Source organism: Janthinobacterium sp. GW456P (assembly GCF_002127655.1).
GTDB lineage: Bacteria > Pseudomonadota > Gammaproteobacteria > Burkholderiales > Burkholderiaceae_D > Janthinobacterium.
The window spans coordinates 305,618-323,818 of sequence record NZ_NEHB01000001.1 but is presented as its reverse complement, the minus strand read 5'-3'; the positions used below and the strand labels follow the sequence as shown (position 1 = coordinate 323,818).

Genomic DNA, 18,201 nt, shown 5'->3' with positions numbered 1-18,201 from the left:
CCCCATGAAACGCCTGACCGTCATTGTTCTCAGCCTGGCCCTGGCCGGTGCCGCCCATGCGGGGCGCTCGTGCGAGGAAAAGCAAACGGATGCGACCACCCTCGTCAAATCGATGGACCTGGCGCAAAAGACCCTGCAGGCGCTCGACGCCTCGGGCGCGCAGGTGGCGCTGATCGCGCGCGCCGGGCAGGACCTGTCGAAATACAATTTGCGCTATTCGCACATGGCGCTGGCCTGGCGCGACCACCCGAAGGGGCGCTGGCTGGTGGTGCATGAACTCAATGAATGCGGCACGGCGCAGTCGTCGCTGTACAACGAAGGCTTGGGCAATTTCTTCATGGATGATGTGTTCATGTATGAAAGCATGATCCTGATTCCCGGCCAGGATACGCAGCAGCAACTGGCACGCCTGCTGGCCAGCAACACGCCCAAGCGCTTGCATGAGGCGCACTACAATATGCTGGCCTACCCGTTTTCCACCAAGTACCAGAACTCAAACCAATGGGTGCTGGAAACCCTGGCCGCCGCCAGCAACGAGCCTGGCAAGATCGAAACGCGCGCCGAAGCGCAAGGCTGGCTGCGCAGCGCCAGCTACGCGCCGCAAACGCTGAGCATCCCCGCCGCCACGCGCCTGGGCGCGCGCATGTTCCGCGCCAATATCGCCTTTGACGATCACCCGTTCGAGCGCCGCATGACGCGCCAGATCGACGTCGTCACCGTCGACTCCATCGTGCGCTTCATGCGCCAGCGCGAGCCGCAGGTGCAGGAAATCGTCGTGCGGAACTAAGGACGCTGCAGCAGCCGGAACAGCGGCCCGGTCAGCAATACCAGTACCACCATGCGCGCCACGTGGAAGGCCGTGACGATGGGCACGCCCAGGTGCAGGGTCCTGGCCGTCAGCGACATCTCGGCGATGCCGCCGGGCGAGGTGGCCAGGATGGCCGTGCCCGGATGGATGCCCAGCCAGTGCGCCAAGCCCAGTCCGAAGGCGGCCGCCAGCAGCAGCATCAGGACACTGCACAGGGCAACGCCGGCCAGGTAGCGGGGCGCGGCATGCAGGAAGGCGGGGCTGAAGCGCGTGCCCAGGGCGATGCCGATGAACAGCTGGCCCGCGCGCAGCATCCATTCGGGCAGGCGCGACAGATGGATGCCGCACGCCGTCAGCAGCAGCGCGGCCAGCAGCGGGCCGATGACCCAGGCATTCGGCAACTGGCCCCGTTTCAAGGCGAGGGCCGCCAGTACCGTGATGCAGACCAGCAGAGCCAGCCCGCCATAGTCGACCAGCGCGGCACCCGGCACGAAGCTTTCATGCCCCGCTGCCAGGCCATGGCTGCCCCAGTAGCGCACGCCGAAGGGAATGGTCGCCACCACCAGCATCATGCGCAGGCTGTGCGCGGCGGCGACCTTGCCCACGTCGGCGCCATGGCGCTCGCTCTGCACCGCCATCTCGGACGCGCCGCCGACGGCCATGGCAAAGAAGGCGGTGGCGCGGTCGACGCCGGAAAGGCGCCGCAGCAGCATGGCGCCGGACGCCCCCAGCGCCAGCGCGAACAGCACGGTGCCGGCGATCCACGGCATATAGAGAATGAGGACGGCCAGCACGGGCGCCGTGAAATACAGGCCCAGGGCCGTGCCGATGGCCCACTGGCCCGCCTCGCGCACGCGCACGGGGCAAGCCAGTTCGCGCCCTGCCAGGCGCAGGGCGGCCGTGGCAAACAGGGGGCCGATCATCCACGGCAACGGCGTGTGCAGCCACAGGCAGATGGCGGCGCCCGCCAGCCCGGCGGCCAGCGCGGCAGCAAAGGCGCGCCAGCGCGGCCACCACGGCACCGTTAAAACACCCAGAGCTTATCGGCCGGCATGTGCAGCCAGTACTTGCCCGCTTCGAGCTTGTGGCGCGAATACGCGCGCAGGCTGATGTTCTCGGCGCCGCCCCGCTCGAACAGGCATTCCCAGCGGTCACCCAGGTACATGCAAGTCAGCAGCGGCAGTTCGATGGCGTTGTCCACCTGCGTGGCGCTGATCTTCACTTCCTCGACGCGCACCATGGTCGTCACTTCCGTGCCCACGTTGGCGCCGCGCGCCACGCCCTGCATGGAAGCGCCGTCGACCAGCAGGCGCACGGCGCTGCCGTCGCGCTGCACCACCTTGCCGGGCAGGCGGTTGTTACTGCCCATGAATTCGGCCGTAAACAGGGTGTCCGGCGTTTCATACATGCTTTGCGGCGTGCCCTGCTGCTCGATCTTGCCGTTATTGAGCAGCAGGATGCGGTCGGAAATGGCCATCGCCTCGCCCTGGTCATGCGTCACCATCAGGGCCGACAGACCCAGGCGCACGATCAGTTCGCGCAGGAAGGCGCGCGCTTCTTCGCGCAGCTTGGCGTCCAGGTTCGACAGCGGTTCGTCGAGCAGGATCACGGGCGGGTTGTACACCAGCGCGCGGGCGATCGCCACGCGCTGCTGCTGGCCGCCGGACAGCTGGTGCGGATAGCGTTCGCCCAGGTGCCCCAGGCCCAGCTGCGTCAACACTTCCTTGATGCGCGCGGCGATTTCCGTGCTGCCCATCTTGCGCAATTTGAGGCCATAGGCGACGTTGTCGAACACGGTCTTGTGCGGCCACAGCGCATACGACTGGAACACCAGCCCCAGGTTGCGCTGCTCGGCCGGCATCTCGAAGTGTCTGGCGCCGTCGAAGACATTGCGCGGACCGATTTCGATGGTGCCCGCCTTCGGGCTTTCCAGCCCGGCCACGGCGCGCAGCAAGGTGGTCTTGCCGCTGCCCGAAGGCCCCAGCAGGGCGACCACTTCGCCTTTTTTCAGGTGCATCGAGACACCCTTCAGGATCTGGTTGGCGGCAGCGCCCGTGCCATAGTCCAGGTGCAATTCATTGACGGTCAATTCATTCATGATGTGGTCTCAGTCTTCTATTAATTATGGAGTTTCACGCCAAAACGCAAGGCGATGCCCAGGCCGATGGCCACCAGGGTGATATTGATGAAGGACAGCGCCGCCACCAGGTCGGTCGAGCCGCCCGCCCACAGCGACACCAGCATGGCGCCGATCACTTCCGTGCCCGGCGAGAGCAGATACACGCCCGTCGAATATTCGCGCTCGAAGATCAGGAACACCATCAGCCAGGCGCCCAGCAAGCCGTATTTGATCAGCGGCAGGGTCACGTCGCGCGTCACCTGGCCGCGGCTGGCGCCAACGGCGCGCGCCGCCTCTTCCAGCTCCGGCCCCACTTGCAGCAGCGCCGTGGAAATGAGGCGCATGCCGTAGGCCATCCACACCACCGAATACGCGAGCCACAGGGCGAAAATCGTCGAGCGCACTTCGCGCAGCACGGGAATCACATGGCCGCTCAGCCACAGCGCCACGCCGTTGTCCATGCCTTTCAATATGCCGTCGAGCCAGGCCGGCACGAACAGGAAGACCCACAGGAACGACAGGCCGGCCAGCAGGCCCGGCACGGCGCGCGGCACCAGCACGCTGTAATCGAGCAGGCGCGTGATGCCGTCCTGCTTGCGGTGCATGGCCAGCGCGATGAAGCTGTAGCAGCCGACGGCCAGCGCGCCGCCGACGACGCCGATCAGGATGGTGTTGACGATGCCGCGCACCAGCGAAGGCTGGTCGAAAATGTCGCGGAAATGCTGCAAGGTCAATACGTCGGCCAGGTGCACGCCCTCGCCCCAGTACTGCACGAAGGAGCGCAGCACGATGCCCGTCAACGGCAGGATGATGGTGAAGATCAGCCAGCCGGCCAGCAAGGCAAACGCCAGCCACTTCCAGCGGCCCAGCGGCATGGCCTTGCTGCGCGCGCCCTTGCCCTTGATCGACACATACTTGTTGGCGGACTTGAGCAGCCAGCGCTGTATCATCACCAGCGGCATGGTCACCATCACCAGGCACACGGCGACGGCGGCCATCAGGTGATACGACGGCGTACCGAGCTTGTTGGTCAGTTTGTACAGATAGGTCGGCAGCACCAGGTGGCCTTCCGGATCGCCGAGCACCAGCACCAGGCCGAACACCTCGAAGCCGAGGAAGAACACCAGCACGCCCGCATACGCCAGGGCCGGCATGATCATCGGCAGCGAGACATTGAGCATCACCTGGATCGGCGAGGCGCCGGCCACGCGGGCCGCTTCCTCGACGTCCGAGCCCAGGCTTTTCAGGGCCGAGGAGGCGTACAGGTAGACGTGCGGCACGTGCGTCAGGCCGGCGATGATGACGATGCTGGTGAAGGAGTAAATATTCCAGGGCACGAAGCCGAGCAGCTCCTTGGCCCAGATCGAGTAAAAGCCCACGGGTCCCATCGAGACGACGTAGCCGAAGCCCATCACCATCGGCGACACAAAGATCGGCACCAGCAGCATGGGCGCCACCCAGCCGCGGCCCGGCAAATCCGTGCGCACCATCAAAAAGGCCAGCATGCCGCCCAGCGGCACGGCGATCACGGTCAGGCCCAGGGCCAGCATCAGGCCATTCTTGAAGGCCATGGCGAAATCGGGATCATCGAAGATGAAACGGTAGGAATCAAAGCCAAATTCGCGCATGGGCATGAAAAACGGCGCGTTCAAAAAGCTCTGGTAAAAAATCAGGAACAGCGGCAGGAAGATGGCGACCAGCGTGATCGCCACGACCACGCCGCGCGGCCAGTTCAGGCGCGACAAGGGAGAGCGCGACCGTGCAGGCAGCGGCAAGATAGCAGTTTGCATGATGAATCCAATGAATGAAGGGTGCGGCATGCGCCCGCAAGCCAGGCTCGCGGGCGGCCAAGACGGCATTGGCTATTTTTACTTCTTGCCGGCGGTCTCTTTCCACTGCTTCAGGAACGCCATGCGCTTGGCAGGTCCCAAAAATTGCAGGATGATCGGGTGCACGGGAATCGGCTTGACGTTGGCCGCGCCGATTTCCTTGATCAGTTCCGCCGATGTCGTTTCGCCCGTGACGTCGGCGCGGATGGCGAACAGCTTGGCACCGTTGGCGATGATGGTCTGGCCGCGGTGCGACAGAATGTAATCGAGCCACAGCTTGCTGGCATTGACGTTCTTCGCGTTCTTGTTGATGAACTGCACGCGCGACAGGATCAGCGTGTAATCCTTGGGCAGCACCACGCCGATCGACGGATCGGTCTTGGCGCGCACCAGGGCGTAGGAGCCGAGCACGTTGTAGCCGATCAGGTTTTCACCGGACGAAATGCGTTCCATCATGGTGCCCGTCGACGACTGCACGCGCACCTTGGCCGTGCCGAACGCGTTTTCCAGGGCCAGGAACTGCGGATATTCCTTCGCATCCTGCGCCATGAACATGAAGCCAACGCCCGATTTTTCGATGTCGTAGGTGGTGACCTTGTCCTTGAATTTCGGCGTGGCGATCAGCTTGACGAAGTCGTCGTGATTCTTCGGCACTTCCTTCGGATCGAGCAATCGCTTGTTGTAGACGATGGCGGCCGGCTCGAACGTGGTGCCGTAAGCCTGGTCGTCCCACATGGCCCAGCCGGGGATCTTCGCCGCTTCGACCGACTTGTATTTCAGGGCGTAGCCGTCGGAGGCCAGGCGCATCTGCAAGTCCATCGCCGACGACCACATCACGTCGGCCGTGTTGCCGCCGGCGGCCACTTCGGAAATGAAGCGGTTGTACACTTCTGTCGAATTCATGTCGTTGTATTCAACCGAGATGCCCGGATACAGCGCGCTGAAATCCTTGATCAGCGGCGCGGCGGCCTTGCTGTCGGTGGCGCTGTAGATCACCACCTTGCCTTCCTTCTTGGCCGCGTCGATGATCTTCTGGTAGTCGGCCGGATAACCTGCCGGCACCTGGGCGAAGGCGGCGCCGGCGGTACCCGCGAAAGCGGCTGCCAGGGCGATGGCGAGTATGGTCTTGGTTTGCATGGTTTGTCTCCGTCTGTGATTGTTGTATGGTTTGCTATTGGCTTCAGCGCATCAGGCCCAGTTCGGCAGCCTGCCTGGAATAGCGTTCGACCGCCTGGTTCACGTACTGCGTCAATTTGTCGCCCGTCAGCGCGAACGGATACATGCCCGCCTGCGTGCGCCACTGGGCAAACTGCGGCGTGGCCATGGCGCGTTCAAAACTGGCCACCCAGCGCCGGTAATCCGCTTCCGGCACCTGTGGCCCCATCCACACGCCGCGGATGATGGGCCAGACCACGTCGATGCCCTGCTCGCGCGCCGTCGGTACGCCAGCCAGCACGCCGGGCAGGCGCTTTTCCGACAGCACCGCCAGCACGCGCGCATGGCTGTCGCCTGCATTCAGGGTCGCTTCCGACGTGTCGCCCGACATCACCTGCACGTAATCAGCCTGCATCGCCGTGAAGATCTCGCCGCCGCCTTCCAGCGCCACGAAGCGCAGCACTTTCGGGTCGATGCCGGCATGGCGCGCCACCAGCGCCATCTTCAGCCAGTCCTGGCTGCCGATGGTGCCGGAGACGCCGATCAGCACCTTGTCGGGGTGGCGCTTGAGCGCGGCGATCAGGTCGGCCAGGCTCTTGTAGGGAGAGTCGCTGCGCACGGCGATCATGCCGTAGTCGGCGCCCAGCGCCGCCACCCAGCGCACGTCGCCCGTCTTGGCGTTGCCGAACTTGCCTTGCGCCAGGTTCAGCAGCGAGCCGCCCGAAAACACCACCAGGGTGTTGGCTTCGGCACGCCGGCGCTGCGAGCCCATCGAACGCCACGCCACCGCGCCGATGCCGCCGGGCAGATAGCTGATGCGCACCGAGGACGCGAACGGCGCCGCCGCCGCCGGATCGGGCTGCAGCAGCCCTTTCTGCGCCAGCTTGCAGGTCAGGTCCATGGCGCCTCCCGGCTTGGACGGCACCACGCAATCGACTTCAGGCGCGGCCGCTGTTGCCGGCGCGGGCACCAGCGCAGACAACAGCAGCAGCGACAGGAACGCGGTGCGCGGCATCGTCATGCCTTAGAAGCGGTGCTGGATGCCGGCGATCAGGCCGCGCTGCGTGTCGCCGAAACCGGCATCGTCGCGCGACAGGCTGACCAGCTGGTTGTGCTTGGCCTTGGCATAGGCGCCAGCCACGTACAGGTCGGTGCGCTTGGACAGCGCATAGCGCACGCGCGCCACGTACATGATCGGATCGGCATCCGTATTGGCGGCCACGTTCTTCACGTCCTGGTAGTAGATCACGCCCGTCAGGGTGATGACCGGCGTGGTCTTGTAGCTGACGCCGCCCCAGTACAGGGTGCCGCGCACGTCGGCCTTGCCGGCCGCTGCCGGATCGAGCTTGTAGTCGCGCGCCGCCGCCTGCACTTTCCACGGGCCGTCGTCGTACATGGCGCCCAGGTGGTACACGGTGGTCTTGTCGCGCGCGCCGCCGGCGATGGCATTGCCGTTCACCTGTTCATACGTGGCCAGCAGGCTGACAGGACCCGTCTTGTAGGTAACGGCCGTCGACAGCTTGGCGCTGTCCGAAGTGCCCGTCGACTGTTCGCCGAAGCCGTACGAGGCGCCGTAGCTGAAGTCGCCCGTCTTGCCCGAGTACTTGACCATGTTGTCGAAGGCCGTCGTCATGCCGTATTTGCTCGGGCCCGTCGCGTTGCCCGAGGTGGCCCACGAGTAGAACGGCGCATACGCCATCGGATCGAACGGCAGCACGAAGTCGTACACGGTGGTAAACGAGCGTCCCAGCACGACGCGGCCAAACGCGCCTTCCAGGCCCACATTGGCCTGGCGCTTGAACAGCGCGCCGTCGGCCGCGCCCGTGTCGACCAGGATGCCGCCTTCCAGATTGAAGACGGCTTTCAGGCCGCCGCCCAGGTCTTCGCTGCCCAGGATGCCCCAGCGCGAGGTGTTCATGCCGCCGGAGCTCACCTGCGTCATCGAGCTTTTGTTCGGACCGGCGTTGCTGGTGTTGCTGATGCCGGCGTCCAGGCGGCCGTACAGGGTGACGTTCGACTGGGCCTGGGCGCTGCCAGCGGCGGCGAGGACCGCCACGGCGGCCAGCGAGAATGCGGTTTTCTTCATGTAGAGTGTCTCCCTCAGATATAGTTATTAGTGATATGCCTGATCAATTTCATGAATCAGGATCACACTATATGATCGTGATCCTTTCAATTCGCTTTCAGACTGACAGGTGTCGCCGGCCAGCCACAGGCAATACCAACAAATTCATTGCGGCCCCTGTCGGCGGCGTGCCGAGAGGCTTACACTGCACCAATTCAAACGAATGGCGGAGACCATGCGCATATTATTAGTGGAAGACCATCTGGAGCTGTCGCACTGGCTGGCAAAGGCCCTGCGCGACGCGCACCTGACGGTGGAGACCGCCCACAACGGCGCCGATGCCGACGCCCTGCTGCATACGCAGGAATATTCCCTGGTGCTGCTCGACCTCTCCCTGCCGAAGATGGATGGCCTGGACGTGCTGCGCCGCCTGCGCGCGCGCGGCGGCACGCGCGGCAAGACTCCCGTCATGATACTCACGGCGCGCGGCGGCCTCGATGACAAGGTGCAGGGCCTGAACCTGGGCGCGGACGACTACATGGCCAAGCCGTTCGAACTGGCCGAACTGGAAGCGCGCGTGAAAGCCCTGCTGCGCCGCAGCCAGGGCAACGAAGCGCTGGTGCACAGCTGCGGCGCCCTGAGTTTCGATACCGTCACGCGCATGTTCAGCTATGGTGGTGCGGCGCTGGCCCTGACGCCGCGCGAACATGCCGTGCTCGAAGCGCTGATCACGCGCTCGGGGCGCGCCGTGTCGAAGGAAAAGCTGTTCGACGAAGTGTTCGCGCTGGCCGACGACGCCAACCTGGACGCCATCGAACTGTATATCCACCGCGTCCGCAAGAAACTGGAAAACGGCGTGGAAAGCGGCTCTCCCGACGGCGCTGTCATCACCACCCTGCGCGGCATCGGCTACCTGCTGCAGCCGCGCAGCGCGATGGCGCCGGCCACGCCAAAATGAGCGCCGTCACGCCGCGCCTGCCCCTGTTCGAGCGCCTGCGCCGGCGCTGGGCGCAGGGCCGGCCGCTGGGCAGCCTGCGCAGCCAGCTGCTGCGCTGGCTGCTCATCCCGCTGGTGATGCTGGTGCTGCTCGATGCCGTTTTTGTCTACCGCAACGCGCTCGACGCGGCCGACATGGCCTACGACCGCTCCTTGCTGGCGTCGACGCGGGCGCTGGCCGAGCGCGTCTCCATCGTCAACGGCAAGGTCGTGGCCGAAGTGCCCTATGTGGCGCTCGACAGCTTCGAGACCGATACCCTGGGCCGCATCTATTACAAGGTCACGGGCATCAACGGCGAAATGGTGTCGGGCTATGGCGACTTGCCGCCCGTGCCGAAAAACGTACCCCGTTCGCAGAATTATCCGGCACTGGTGCGCTTCTACCACGCCGACTACCACGGCAAGCCGATCCGCATCGCCGCCCTGCTGCAGCCCGTGTACGACGACTCGATGCGCGGCATCGCCCTGATCCAGGTGGCCGAAACGCTGGACGCGCGGCGCGGCCTGTCGAACCAGATCCTGTTCGACACCCTGATCTGGCAGGCGGCGATGGTGCTGGTGATGGGCGCCCTCGTGTGGTTTGCCGTGCGCCTGGTGCTGCGCCCGCTGATGCGCTTGAAGATGGAAGTCGAGACGCGCACCCTGTCCGACCTGTCCGACGTCGATCCCGCCCTCGTGCACAAGGAAATGCGTCCGCTGGTGAGCGCCATGAACGGTTCCATGTCGCGCCTGCAGCAGTTGATCGCCAGCCAGCGCCGCTTCATCGCCGACGCCTCGCACCAGCTGCGCACGCCGTTGACGGTGCTGAAAACCCAGGCCGAACTGGCCGTGCGCGAGTGCGACCGCCAGGCGGGCGCGCCGCCGGACATCGCCGCCCTGCGCGACATCGTGCGCTCAATCGCCGCCACCACCGATTCGACCGTGCTGCTGGCCAACCGCCTCCTGACCCTGGCGCGCATCGAGCATGGCGGCGAAAATCTGGCGATGGACACCGTCGCGCTGCGCGACGTGGCGCAGCAGGTGGGACTGGAAATGGCCATGGCCGCCGTCGCCAAAAATATTGACCTGTCGCTGGAAGCGCCCGACGAAGCGCCCGTGCATGGCCAGGCCCTGCTGCTGCATGAACTGGTGGCCAACCTGGTCGACAACGCCCTGCGCTACACCCCGCATGGCGGCAGCGTGATCCTGCGCGTGCGCGCGCCGGACAAGGACAGCGATGGCCGTGAAACGGTGCTGGAAGTGGAAGACAGCGGCGCCGGCATCCCGCCAGCCGAACGCGAGCGCGTGTTTACGCCGTTTTACCGCGTCGGCACGGCGCTCGAGAGCAACCCGGGCGGCGCGGGACTGGGCCTGGCCATCGTGCGCGACATCGCCGCCCTGCATGGCGCCAGGCTGGAACTGGCGACGGCGACCAATGGGCACGGCTTGAAAGTCAGCGTGCATTTCAGCGGCGCCGCATGAGGCGCCAGACAGATATGTCTTCAATATTAAATGTTGCACCAAAACAACAAGTACATTATTTGTAATATTTTTTAAATAATTGCCTTACATAAACATATTCATCCCTATACAATTCGGTTCCCATTAAGCGGCGAGGCAGTCTCTCCGCATTAATTATCTAGGATTAATATGAAAAAGCAATTGTTCGCAGCAGTCGTCGGCGCCGCCCTGGCATTCCCATTGTTCGCCCAAGCCGAAGGCGCCTACATCGGCGCTAACGTCGGCCGTTCGGAAATGAAGCTGTCCATCGATCAAGAAGGTTCGAGCAAGAAAAGCGATACCGGCTACAAAGCCTACGCTGGCTACAACTTCACGCAAAACTTCGGCGCGGAAGCTGGCTATGTCGACCTCGGCAAAGTAGACCGCACCATCGACGGCACGAAACTGGAAGCGAAAAACCACGCATTCTACGTCGCCGCGACCGGCACCCTGCCACTGAACGAACAGTTCTCGTTGTTCGCCAAGGCTGGCGTTGCGCAAAACCGCGCCAAAATCACTATCAGCGAATTGAATTTCCGTGAAAGCAATTCGAAAAACAAAACCTCCGCCATCTTTGGCATCGGCGCCGCTTACAACATCAACAAAAACCTGTCGGCTGTTGCTGAATATGAAAACTTCGGCAAGGTAGCAAGCGAAGGCGGCGACAAATTGAAAGCCGACCTGCTGTCGATCGGCCTGCGTTACAAGTTCTAATTCAAGTGCTGATTCACGCGTGCGTGAATCAGCATCCCGCCGTTTTAATGGCGGATAAAAAAACCGGCTGCACAGCCGGTTTTTTTTATGGGCGCGTGGCGCGTCACGGGCGCCGATGTTAAGATCGCGCCCTGAAATCGACCGAAAGATCCCGCCATGATGACCAAAGAAGACGTAACCGAACTGTTTGCCAATATCGCCGAAAACGCGCCGTGGGATTTATCCCAGCCGCTGCTGTGGGGCTATTACTTCACCAACCCCACTTCCGAGCCGCTGGAGCAGGCCGCCACCTTGCTGGCGCTGCAGGGCTACCGCCCGGTGGAACTGTACCAGCCCGAACTGGACGACCCGGCCGCCGCGCCCGTGTGGGTGCTGCACGTGGAAAAAGCCGAAGTGCATGGCGTCGACAGCCTGCATGCACGCAATGGCGAACTGATGGCGTTTGCCCAGGAAAACCAGCTGGCCAGCTATGACGGCATGGATGTCGGCCCGGTCGGTGCGCCCGACGTGCCGCAGCTGTAAGACAGTCTGCCCATCAAAAAACGGCGCCCGCGGGCGCCGTTTTGCATGCAGCCAGGTGAAAATCAGCTCAGGTTTTCCAGGCGGATCTTGGTGACCGTGCCCACCACGCTGTGCAAGGCTTCCATTTTCTCGATGGCGGCCGTGACGTTCTTTTCCTGCGTCTGGTGCGTCAGCATGATGATGTCCGTGTGCGTCTCGCCCTCGGCCGGCTCTTTTTGCAGCATGGCGTCGATCGAGATGCCGCGCTCGGCCAGGATGCGCGTCAGGTCGGCCAGCACGCCCGGCTGGTCGGCCACATGCATGCGCAGGTAGTAGCTGGTGGTGATTTCCGACATCGGCAATATTTCAATGTTGGTCATCGCGTTCGGCTGGAAGGCCAGGTGCGGCACGCGGTGTTCCGGGTCGGCCGTGGCCAGGCGGGTGATATCGACCAGGTCGGCGATCACCGACGAGGCGGTCGGCTCGGCGCCCGCGCCGCGGCCCGAGTACAGGCTGGCGCCGACGGCGTCGCCGTGCACCAGCACCGCGTTCATCGCGCCTTCCACGTTGGCGATCAGGCGCTTGGCCGGGATCAGGGTCGGATGCACGCGCAGCTCGATGCCTTCCACGCCATTGACGATGGCGCGCTTGGTGATGCCCAGCAGCTTGATGCGGTAGCCCAGCTGCTCGGCATAGCGGATGTCGACGGCATTGAGGTTGCTGATGCCTTCCACGTAGGCCTTGTCGAACTGCACCGGGATGCCGAAGGCGATGGCCGACATGATGGTGGCCTTGTGCGCGGCGTCGACGCCTTCGATGTCGAAGGTGGGGTCGGCTTCCGCGTAACCGAGTTCCTGCGCCTGTTTCAGCACCGTGGCAAAGTCCAGCCCCTTGTCGCGCATTTCGGACAGGATGAAATTGGTGGTGCCGTTGATGATGCCGGCGATCCATTCGATGCGGTTGGCCGTCAAGCCTTCGCGCAGCGCCTTGATGATGGGGATGCCGCCGGCGACGGCCGCTTCGAAGGCCACCATCACGCCCTTGTCCTGGGCGGCGGCGAAGATTTCGTTGCCGTGCACGGCCAGCAGGGCCTTGTTGGCCGTGACCACGTGCTTGCCGTTGGCGATGGCCTGCATCACCAGGGTTTTCGACAGGTCGTAGCCGCCGATCAGTTCGACGACGATGTCGATCTCGGGATCGTTGACGATCAGGTGCGGGTCATTGACGACCTTGCAGCCGCCGGCGACCAGCGCTTCGGCGCGCGCCACGTCGCGCACGGCGACGGCGACGACGTCAATGCCGCGGCCCGCGCGGCGCTTGATTTCTTCCTGGTTGCGCTGCAGGACGCTGAACGTGCCGAAGCCGACATTGCCCAGGCCCAGCAGGCCGATCTTGATGGATTTCATAGTTGTACCTGACTGCTCATTAAGTGGCGCCGCACAGTGCGGCGCCAGGTTGATCGGTATTGCTGCTGGCCGGTTCAGCCCCGGCCGTGACGCTTGCGGTAGCCTTCGAGGAAGCGCGCAATGCGCCCCATGGCCTCGGTCAGGTCATCGGAGTTGGGCAGGAAGACGACACGGAAATGGTCGGGCGCGATCCAGTTGAAGCCCGTGCCCTGCACGATCAGGACCTTCGCTTCGGCCAGTAATTCATAGGCAAACTGCTGGTCGTCGGCGATCGGGTAGATCTCCGGGTCCAGGCGCGGGAACATGTACAGCGCGGCCTTCGGCTTGACACAGGTGACGCCCGGAATATCGGTCAGCAGCTTGTGCGCCAGGTCGCGCTGTTTCAACAGGCGCCCGCCGGGCCCCACCAGGTCTTGTATGCTCTGGTAGCCGCCAAGCGCCGTCTGGATGGCAAACTGCCCCGGCGCGTTGGCGCATAGCCGCATCGAGGCCAGCATGTTGAGGCCCTCGATGTAATCTTTGGCGTGGCGCTTTTCGCCCGAGACCACCATCCAGCCGGAACGGTAGCCGCAGGAGCGGTAATTCTTCGACAGGCCGTTCATGGTAATGAACAGCACGTCGTCGGCCAGCGAGGCGATCGACACGTGCTCGGCTTCGTCGTACAGCACCTTGTCGTAGATCTCGTCGGCGAAAATGATCAGTTGGTGCTGGCGCGCCAGTTCGACGATCTGCAGCAGCACGGACACCGGATACAGCGCGCCCGTCGGGTTGTTCGGGTTGATGACGACGATGGCTTTTGTTTGCGGCGTGATCTTGCGGCGCATGTCCTCGATGTCGGGATACCACTCGTTCTGTTCATCGCACACATAGTGCACGGGATTGCCGCCCGACAGGCTGACGGCGGCCGTCCACAGCGGATAATCGGGCGCCGGCACCAGCACTTCGTCGCCACTGTTGAGCAGGGCGTTCATCGACATGACGATCAGTTCGGAAGCGCCATTGCCCAGGTAAATGTCATCGATGGTCACGCCGGCGATATTCTTGCCCTGCGTGTAGTGCATGACGGCCTTGCGCGGCGCAAACATGCCTTTCGAATCCGTATAGCCGGCCGCGTTCTGCAGATTGAGCATCATGTCGCGCACGATCTCGTCGGGCGGATCGAAGCCGAATACGGCCAGATTGCCGATATTGAGCTTGGTGATCTTGTGGCCTTCTTCTTCCATTTGCCTGGATTTTTCCAGGACCGGGCCGCGGATGTCGTAGCAGACGTCCGCCAATTTATTCGATTTCTGAATCGGTCGCAAAATAAATCCCTGTCGTGATGCGGCGCGGAGACTTGAGCTTGCAGCGTGGCCGCCGCGCCAGAACTATGAACCCGTGAAACTGCGATGCGAAAGACTGCAAGGCGAAAACAACCATTCTCGCCGAAAACAGGCCATTTTATCAAATTAAACATGGCGAACTGCAGCATTTGACGCCGATTCTGCCACGCCGGCGCATCCGGACGACTATCGGGCGGGCGCCATCTTCATCTTCCCTTAATCTTGCAGCATTACCATGGCGCCAGCATGCAGCGCCACTGTGGCGCAGAACATTGCAATTTGGAAAGGAAATTGCTTTTCAGTCGCTCTTTTCTGTCATTTATGGCATGCTTACGCCCTTGGCCGCGGCACCCAGTTTGGCCGCGCGCGTACCGATCAACCGACACGACCAGCCCCGATATCGCCATGAAACTCCACGCCAGCAGCACCCAACAATACCAGACTGTCACCGGCTATGACGAAAACGGCGTCGAGATCAATGCCCAGCCATACAACTACAGCCTGATCGTCATGCCGGAAACGCCGCCGCGCGCGTGGGAAGTCGACAGTTTCGAGCAGCTGAGCGAGGCGCATTTCGCGCAGATCCTGGCCGATGCGCCCGACGTGGTCATTCTCGGCACGGGCGAGCGCCAGCGCTTCGTGCACCCGAAGCTGACGGCCGCGCTGACCATGCGCCGCATCGGCGTCGAATGCATGGATAGCCAGGCTGCCTGCCGCACCTACAATATCCTCATGGGCGAAGGCCGCAAGGTCACCCTGGCCCTGATCCTGGCCCCGGCCGCAGGCAAGGCCGCATGAAAATCAATGTCAACGAACTGCACTCGTCGCGGGTGCTGATGTGGTCCCTGCTGGGCATCTTCATCGTCGTCACCCTGTACGCGCTGGGCGTGCGTACCCTGGTGCCGCCCGACGAGGGCCGCTACGCCGAGATGGCGCGCGAAATGTTCGTCACGGGCGACTGGGTCACCACGCGCCTGAACGGCATCAAGTATTTTGAAAAACCGCCGCTGCAAACGTGGATGAATGCGCTGACCTTCGCCGCCTTCGGCCTGGGCGAGTGGCAGGCCCGTTTGTGGACCGGCCTGTGCGGCATCATCGGCGTGTGCATGACGGCGTACGCGGGCAAGAAGGTCTTCGGCCCGCGCGTGGGCCTGTATGCGGGCCTGGTGCTGGCGTCGAGCCTGTTCTGGCTCGCTTCCGGCCAGATCAATTCGCTGGACATGGGCCTGTCGGGCATGATGACCCTGACCCTGGGCAGCTTGCTGATCGCCCAGCGCGACGACGCCACGGCGACGGAGCGGCGCAACTGGATGCTGGCCTGCTGGGCCGCCATGGCGCTGGCCGTGCTGGCCAAGGGCCTGATCGGCATCGTGCTGCCGGGCGCCGTGCTGGTGCTGTATTCGCTGTGCGCACGCGACTGGCGCATCTGGACGCGTTTGCACCTGGTCAAGGGCTTGCTGGTGTTCCTGGCCATCGCCACGCCGTGGTTCGTGCTGGTCGCCCTGCGCAATCCGGAGCAACCGCATTTCTTCTTCATCCATGAGCATTTCCAGCGCTTCCTGATGAAGGGCCACAAGCGCGAAGGCGCCTGGTACTACTTCCTGGTGCTGCTCATTCCCGGCATCCTGCCGTGGATAGGGCTGCTGCCGCAAAGCCTGGCCGCCGCCTTCCAGCGCCAGGAAGGCGCCTTCCAGCCCCGATTGATGCTGCTGGTCTGGGCCGTCTTCATTTTCTTCTTCTTCAGCTATTCGACCTCGAAGCTGCCCGGCTATATCGTGCCCATCTTCCCGGCGCTGGCATTGCTGGTGGCGCTGTACCTGGAATCGGCGTCGCGCCGCCAGCGCCTGTTCGCCGCCGGCCTGCTGTGCGTGCTGGGCGCGGCCATCCTGATCGGCGGACCGATCGCGTTCAGCAAGGCCAGCGCGCGCGATCCGGCAGCACTGATCGCATTGAAAGGCTACCAGCCATGGCTGATGGCGGCCGGTTTCTTCGCCCTGGCCGGCGGCGCCCTGGCCTTGCTGCATGCGCGCCAACTGCGCCGCGACATGACGGTGCTGACGATCGCCGGTGCCGGCTTCCTGGCCACGCACTGCATCCTGGCCGGCTCCGAACTGTATGGCCAGAACCGCGCAGGCACCGACATGCTGCCGCAGATCCAGGCCGAACTGACGGCCGACACCAAGCTCTATTCGGTCGGCATCTACGAACAGTCGCTGACCTATTATCTGCAGCGGCCCGTGATCCTCGTCGATTACTGGGATGAATTCACGTTTGGCCTGAAACAGCAGCCGGAACTGTCGATCCCGAACATCGAGCCTTTCATCACGCAATGGACGAACGATGCCAACGCAGGCGTGCGCGACATGGCCATTATCAGCCTGGACCGCTACAAGGAATTGCAACAACGTGGCGTGCCCATGCGTGTCATTGCCGAGGACGCGCGCCGCATGGTCATTGCCAACAAATAATGTTTAACTGGGGCGCGAGGCAGCACGGATCGCGCCCCCGGCCAGCTTGCCCCGCCCCCGCATCGGCATGATTTTTTCACCGCTGAACCGGCTGCGCCGCCATACTGACGATATAAAATAGCCATGCCTGCCGACCGCTTTTCACCGTACGGCAGCCTCGGCCCCTGACACCATACAGACTCAAGAACCGCGCACCATGACCTCTACCCTGCCCTTTTTGCCTTTTTCCAAACCCACCATCGATGAGGCGACCATCGCCGCCGTCGGCGAGGTGCTGCGCTCGGGCTGGATCACCAGCGGCCCGAAAGTGCAGGCATTCGAAGCCCAGCTGTCCGAGTATTTCGGCGGGCGTCCCGTGCGCACCTTCAATTCGGGCACGTGCACCATGGAAATCGCGCTGCGCATCGCCGGCATAGGCCCTGGCGACGAAGTCATCACCACGCCTGTGTCGTGGGTCGCGACGGCCAACGTCATCATCGAAGTGGGCGCCACGCCCGTGTTCGCCGATATCGATCCCGTCACCCGGAATATCGATCTCGACAAGCTGGAAGCGGCCATCACCCCGCGTACGAAAGCCATCATCCCCGTCTACCTGTCCGGCCTGCCCGTCGACATGGACCGCCTGTACGCGATTGCTGAAAAGTACAAGCTGCGGGTAGTCGAAGACGCGGCGCAGGCGTTCGGTTCCACCTGGAAGGGCAAGCGCATCGGCGCGTTTGGCGACTTCGTCTCGTTCAGCTTCCAGGCCAACAAGAACATCACCACGGGCGAAGGCGGCTGCCTCGTCCTGAACAACCTGGAAGAAGCGAAGCTGGCCGAGAAATACCGGCTGCAGGGCGTCACGCGCAGCGGCGTCGATGGCATCGACGTCGACGTGCTGGGCGGCAAATACAACATGAGCGACATCATGGCCGCCATCGGCCTGGGCCAGTTCGCCAATATCGACGCCATTACGGCGCACCGCCGCGCGCTGGCGCGCCACTATTTCGCGCAGTTCGGCAGCGACTTCGAAGCGCAGAGCGGCGCCCGGCTGCCCGTGCAGGACTTTGAAAACAGCAACTGGCATCTGTTCCAGATCATCCTGCCCGACAATGGCCCCGGCACGCGCGCCGCGTTCATGCAGGCGATGGCACAGCAAAACGTGGGAACGGGCTATCATTACGCACCGATCCACCTGTTTACCATGTACCGCGAACGCGGCTTTACCGAGGGCATGTTCCCCGTATCGGAACAGATCGGCCGCCTGACCGTGACCTTGCCGATGTTCTACGCCATGACGACACAGGACGTGGAACGCGCCGTCGCCACCGTCAAATCCATTCTCATCAAATGAGCAGCG

The 18,201-nt window shown here is 63.4% G+C and carries 16 protein-coding genes; 8 read left to right on the top strand and 8 right to left on the bottom strand.

The genetic code is table 11. The annotated features are described in order from the left end of the window. Window positions 1-4 precede the first annotated feature (4 nt). On the top strand, window positions 5-787 hold the full coding sequence (locus CBW66_RS01315) for a DUF2145 domain-containing protein (RefSeq protein WP_086136284.1): 783 nt from the start codon (window positions 5-7) through the stop codon (window positions 785-787). Here the strand turns inward: CBW66_RS01315 and CBW66_RS01310 are convergent. From CBW66_RS01310 to CBW66_RS01285, 6 genes are all read right to left on the bottom strand, one after another. Further along, window positions 784-1,830, bottom strand: a complete 1,047-nt coding sequence (locus CBW66_RS01310) for an AbrB family transcriptional regulator (protein WP_086136283.1) — start codon at window positions 1,828-1,830, stop codon at window positions 784-786. The two genes, CBW66_RS01315 and CBW66_RS01310, sit on opposite strands and share 4 nt — an antisense overlap. 2 nt (window positions 1,831-1,832) lie before the next feature. Beyond that, the gene (locus CBW66_RS01305; protein ID WP_086136282.1) at window positions 1,833-2,906 is read right to left on the bottom strand and encodes an ABC transporter ATP-binding protein; all 1,074 of its coding nucleotides are present in this window, start codon (window positions 2,904-2,906) and stop codon (window positions 1,833-1,835) included. A 20-nt stretch (window positions 2,907-2,926) separates the two neighbouring features. Continuing rightward, window positions 2,927-4,717, bottom strand: a complete 1,791-nt coding sequence (locus CBW66_RS01300; protein ID WP_086136440.1) for an iron ABC transporter permease — start codon at window positions 4,715-4,717, stop codon at window positions 2,927-2,929. 78 nt (window positions 4,718-4,795) lie between these two features. Continuing rightward, on the bottom strand, window positions 4,796-5,893 hold the full coding sequence (locus tag CBW66_RS01295; protein ID WP_086136281.1) for an ABC transporter substrate-binding protein: 1,098 nt from the start codon (window positions 5,891-5,893) through the stop codon (window positions 4,796-4,798). Between the two features lie 43 nt (window positions 5,894-5,936). Then, the gene (locus CBW66_RS01290) at window positions 5,937-6,932 is read right to left on the bottom strand and encodes a tripartite tricarboxylate transporter substrate binding protein (RefSeq protein WP_086136280.1); all 996 of its coding nucleotides are present in this window, start codon (window positions 6,930-6,932) and stop codon (window positions 5,937-5,939) included. Window positions 6,933-6,935: 3 nt separating this feature from the next. Next, window positions 6,936-7,997, bottom strand: a complete 1,062-nt coding sequence (locus tag CBW66_RS01285; RefSeq protein WP_086136279.1) for a porin — start codon at window positions 7,995-7,997, stop codon at window positions 6,936-6,938. 214 nt (window positions 7,998-8,211) lie between these two features. Here CBW66_RS01285 and CBW66_RS01280 point away from each other — a divergent pair, with 214 nt between their 5' ends. From CBW66_RS01280 to CBW66_RS01265, 4 genes are all read left to right on the top strand, one after another. Beyond that, window positions 8,212-8,934, top strand: a complete 723-nt coding sequence (locus CBW66_RS01280) for a response regulator (protein WP_086136439.1) — start codon at window positions 8,212-8,214, stop codon at window positions 8,932-8,934. Next, a complete protein-coding gene (locus CBW66_RS01275; RefSeq protein ID WP_139841528.1) occupies window positions 8,931-10,433 on the top strand; it encodes a sensor histidine kinase in 1,503 nt (500 codons plus the stop codon). Before CBW66_RS01280 ends, CBW66_RS01275 begins: the two co-directional genes overlap by 4 nt. Window positions 10,434-10,601: 168 nt before the next feature. Next, window positions 10,602-11,165, top strand: coding sequence for an outer membrane beta-barrel protein (locus tag CBW66_RS01270; protein ID WP_086136278.1), 564 nt, complete (start codon window positions 10,602-10,604; stop codon window positions 11,163-11,165). Between the two features lie 156 nt (window positions 11,166-11,321). Continuing rightward, window positions 11,322-11,687 carry a ribonuclease E inhibitor RraB gene (locus tag CBW66_RS01265; RefSeq protein ID WP_086136277.1) on the top strand — a complete coding sequence of 122 codons (366 nt, stop codon included), beginning with the start codon at window positions 11,322-11,324 and terminating at the stop codon, window positions 11,685-11,687. A gap of 62 nt (window positions 11,688-11,749) precedes the next feature. Here the strand turns inward: CBW66_RS01265 and CBW66_RS01260 are convergent, their stop codons facing one another. Beyond that, window positions 11,750-13,072, bottom strand: coding sequence for a homoserine dehydrogenase (locus tag CBW66_RS01260; RefSeq protein ID WP_086136276.1), 1,323 nt, complete (start codon window positions 13,070-13,072; stop codon window positions 11,750-11,752). Window positions 13,073-13,146: 74 nt separating this feature from the next. Next, the gene (locus tag CBW66_RS01255; RefSeq protein WP_034750427.1) at window positions 13,147-14,376 is read right to left on the bottom strand and encodes a pyridoxal phosphate-dependent aminotransferase; all 1,230 of its coding nucleotides are present in this window, start codon (window positions 14,374-14,376) and stop codon (window positions 13,147-13,149) included. Window positions 14,377-14,799: 423 nt separating this feature from the next. Here CBW66_RS01255 and CBW66_RS01250 point away from each other — a divergent pair, with 423 nt between their 5' ends. The 3 genes from CBW66_RS01250 to CBW66_RS01240 all read left to right on the top strand — a co-directional run bounded on the left by CBW66_RS01250 (window position 14,800) and on the right by CBW66_RS01240 (window position 18,195). After that, window positions 14,800-15,192 (top strand): Mth938-like domain-containing protein, encoded by a 393-nt coding sequence (locus tag CBW66_RS01250; RefSeq protein WP_086136275.1) that lies wholly within the window; start codon window positions 14,800-14,802, stop codon window positions 15,190-15,192. Next, window positions 15,189-16,862 (top strand): glycosyltransferase family 39 protein, encoded by a 1,674-nt coding sequence (locus tag CBW66_RS01245; protein WP_086136274.1) that lies wholly within the window; start codon window positions 15,189-15,191, stop codon window positions 16,860-16,862. Before CBW66_RS01250 ends, CBW66_RS01245 begins: the two co-directional genes overlap by 4 nt. 196 nt (window positions 16,863-17,058) lie before the next feature. Then, on the top strand, window positions 17,059-18,195 hold the full coding sequence (locus CBW66_RS01240) for a DegT/DnrJ/EryC1/StrS aminotransferase family protein (protein ID WP_086136273.1): 1,137 nt from the start codon (window positions 17,059-17,061) through the stop codon (window positions 18,193-18,195). The last annotated feature ends 6 nt before the right edge of the window (window positions 18,196-18,201 follow it).

Coding starts and splice junctions, on each gene's coding strand:
- CBW66_RS01315 (WP_086136284.1), top strand. CDS start 5: ATGAAACGCCTGACCGTCATTGTTCTCAGCCTGGCCCTGGCCGGTGCC.
- CBW66_RS01305 (WP_086136282.1), bottom strand. CDS start 2,906: ATGAATGAATTGACCGTCAATGAATTGCACCTGGACTATGGCACGGGC.
- CBW66_RS01300 (WP_086136440.1), bottom strand. CDS start 4,717: ATGCAAACTGCTATCTTGCCGCTGCCTGCACGGTCGCGCTCTCCCTTG.
- CBW66_RS01295 (WP_086136281.1), bottom strand. CDS start 5,893: ATGCAAACCAAGACCATACTCGCCATCGCCCTGGCAGCCGCTTTCGCG.
- CBW66_RS01290 (WP_086136280.1), bottom strand. CDS start 6,932: ATGACGATGCCGCGCACCGCGTTCCTGTCGCTGCTGCTGTTGTCTGCG.
- CBW66_RS01285 (WP_086136279.1), bottom strand. CDS start 7,997: ATGAAGAAAACCGCATTCTCGCTGGCCGCCGTGGCGGTCCTCGCCGCC.
- CBW66_RS01280 (WP_086136439.1), top strand. CDS start 8,212: ATGCGCATATTATTAGTGGAAGACCATCTGGAGCTGTCGCACTGGCTG.
- CBW66_RS01275 (WP_139841528.1), top strand. CDS start 8,931: ATGAGCGCCGTCACGCCGCGCCTGCCCCTGTTCGAGCGCCTGCGCCGG.
- CBW66_RS01270 (WP_086136278.1), top strand. CDS start 10,602: ATGAAAAAGCAATTGTTCGCAGCAGTCGTCGGCGCCGCCCTGGCATTC.
- CBW66_RS01265 (WP_086136277.1), top strand. CDS start 11,322: ATGATGACCAAAGAAGACGTAACCGAACTGTTTGCCAATATCGCCGAA.
- CBW66_RS01260 (WP_086136276.1), bottom strand. CDS start 13,072: ATGAAATCCATCAAGATCGGCCTGCTGGGCCTGGGCAATGTCGGCTTC.
- CBW66_RS01250 (WP_086136275.1), top strand. CDS start 14,800: ATGAAACTCCACGCCAGCAGCACCCAACAATACCAGACTGTCACCGGC.
- CBW66_RS01245 (WP_086136274.1), top strand. CDS start 15,189: ATGAAAATCAATGTCAACGAACTGCACTCGTCGCGGGTGCTGATGTGG.
- CBW66_RS01240 (WP_086136273.1), top strand. CDS start 17,059: ATGACCTCTACCCTGCCCTTTTTGCCTTTTTCCAAACCCACCATCGAT.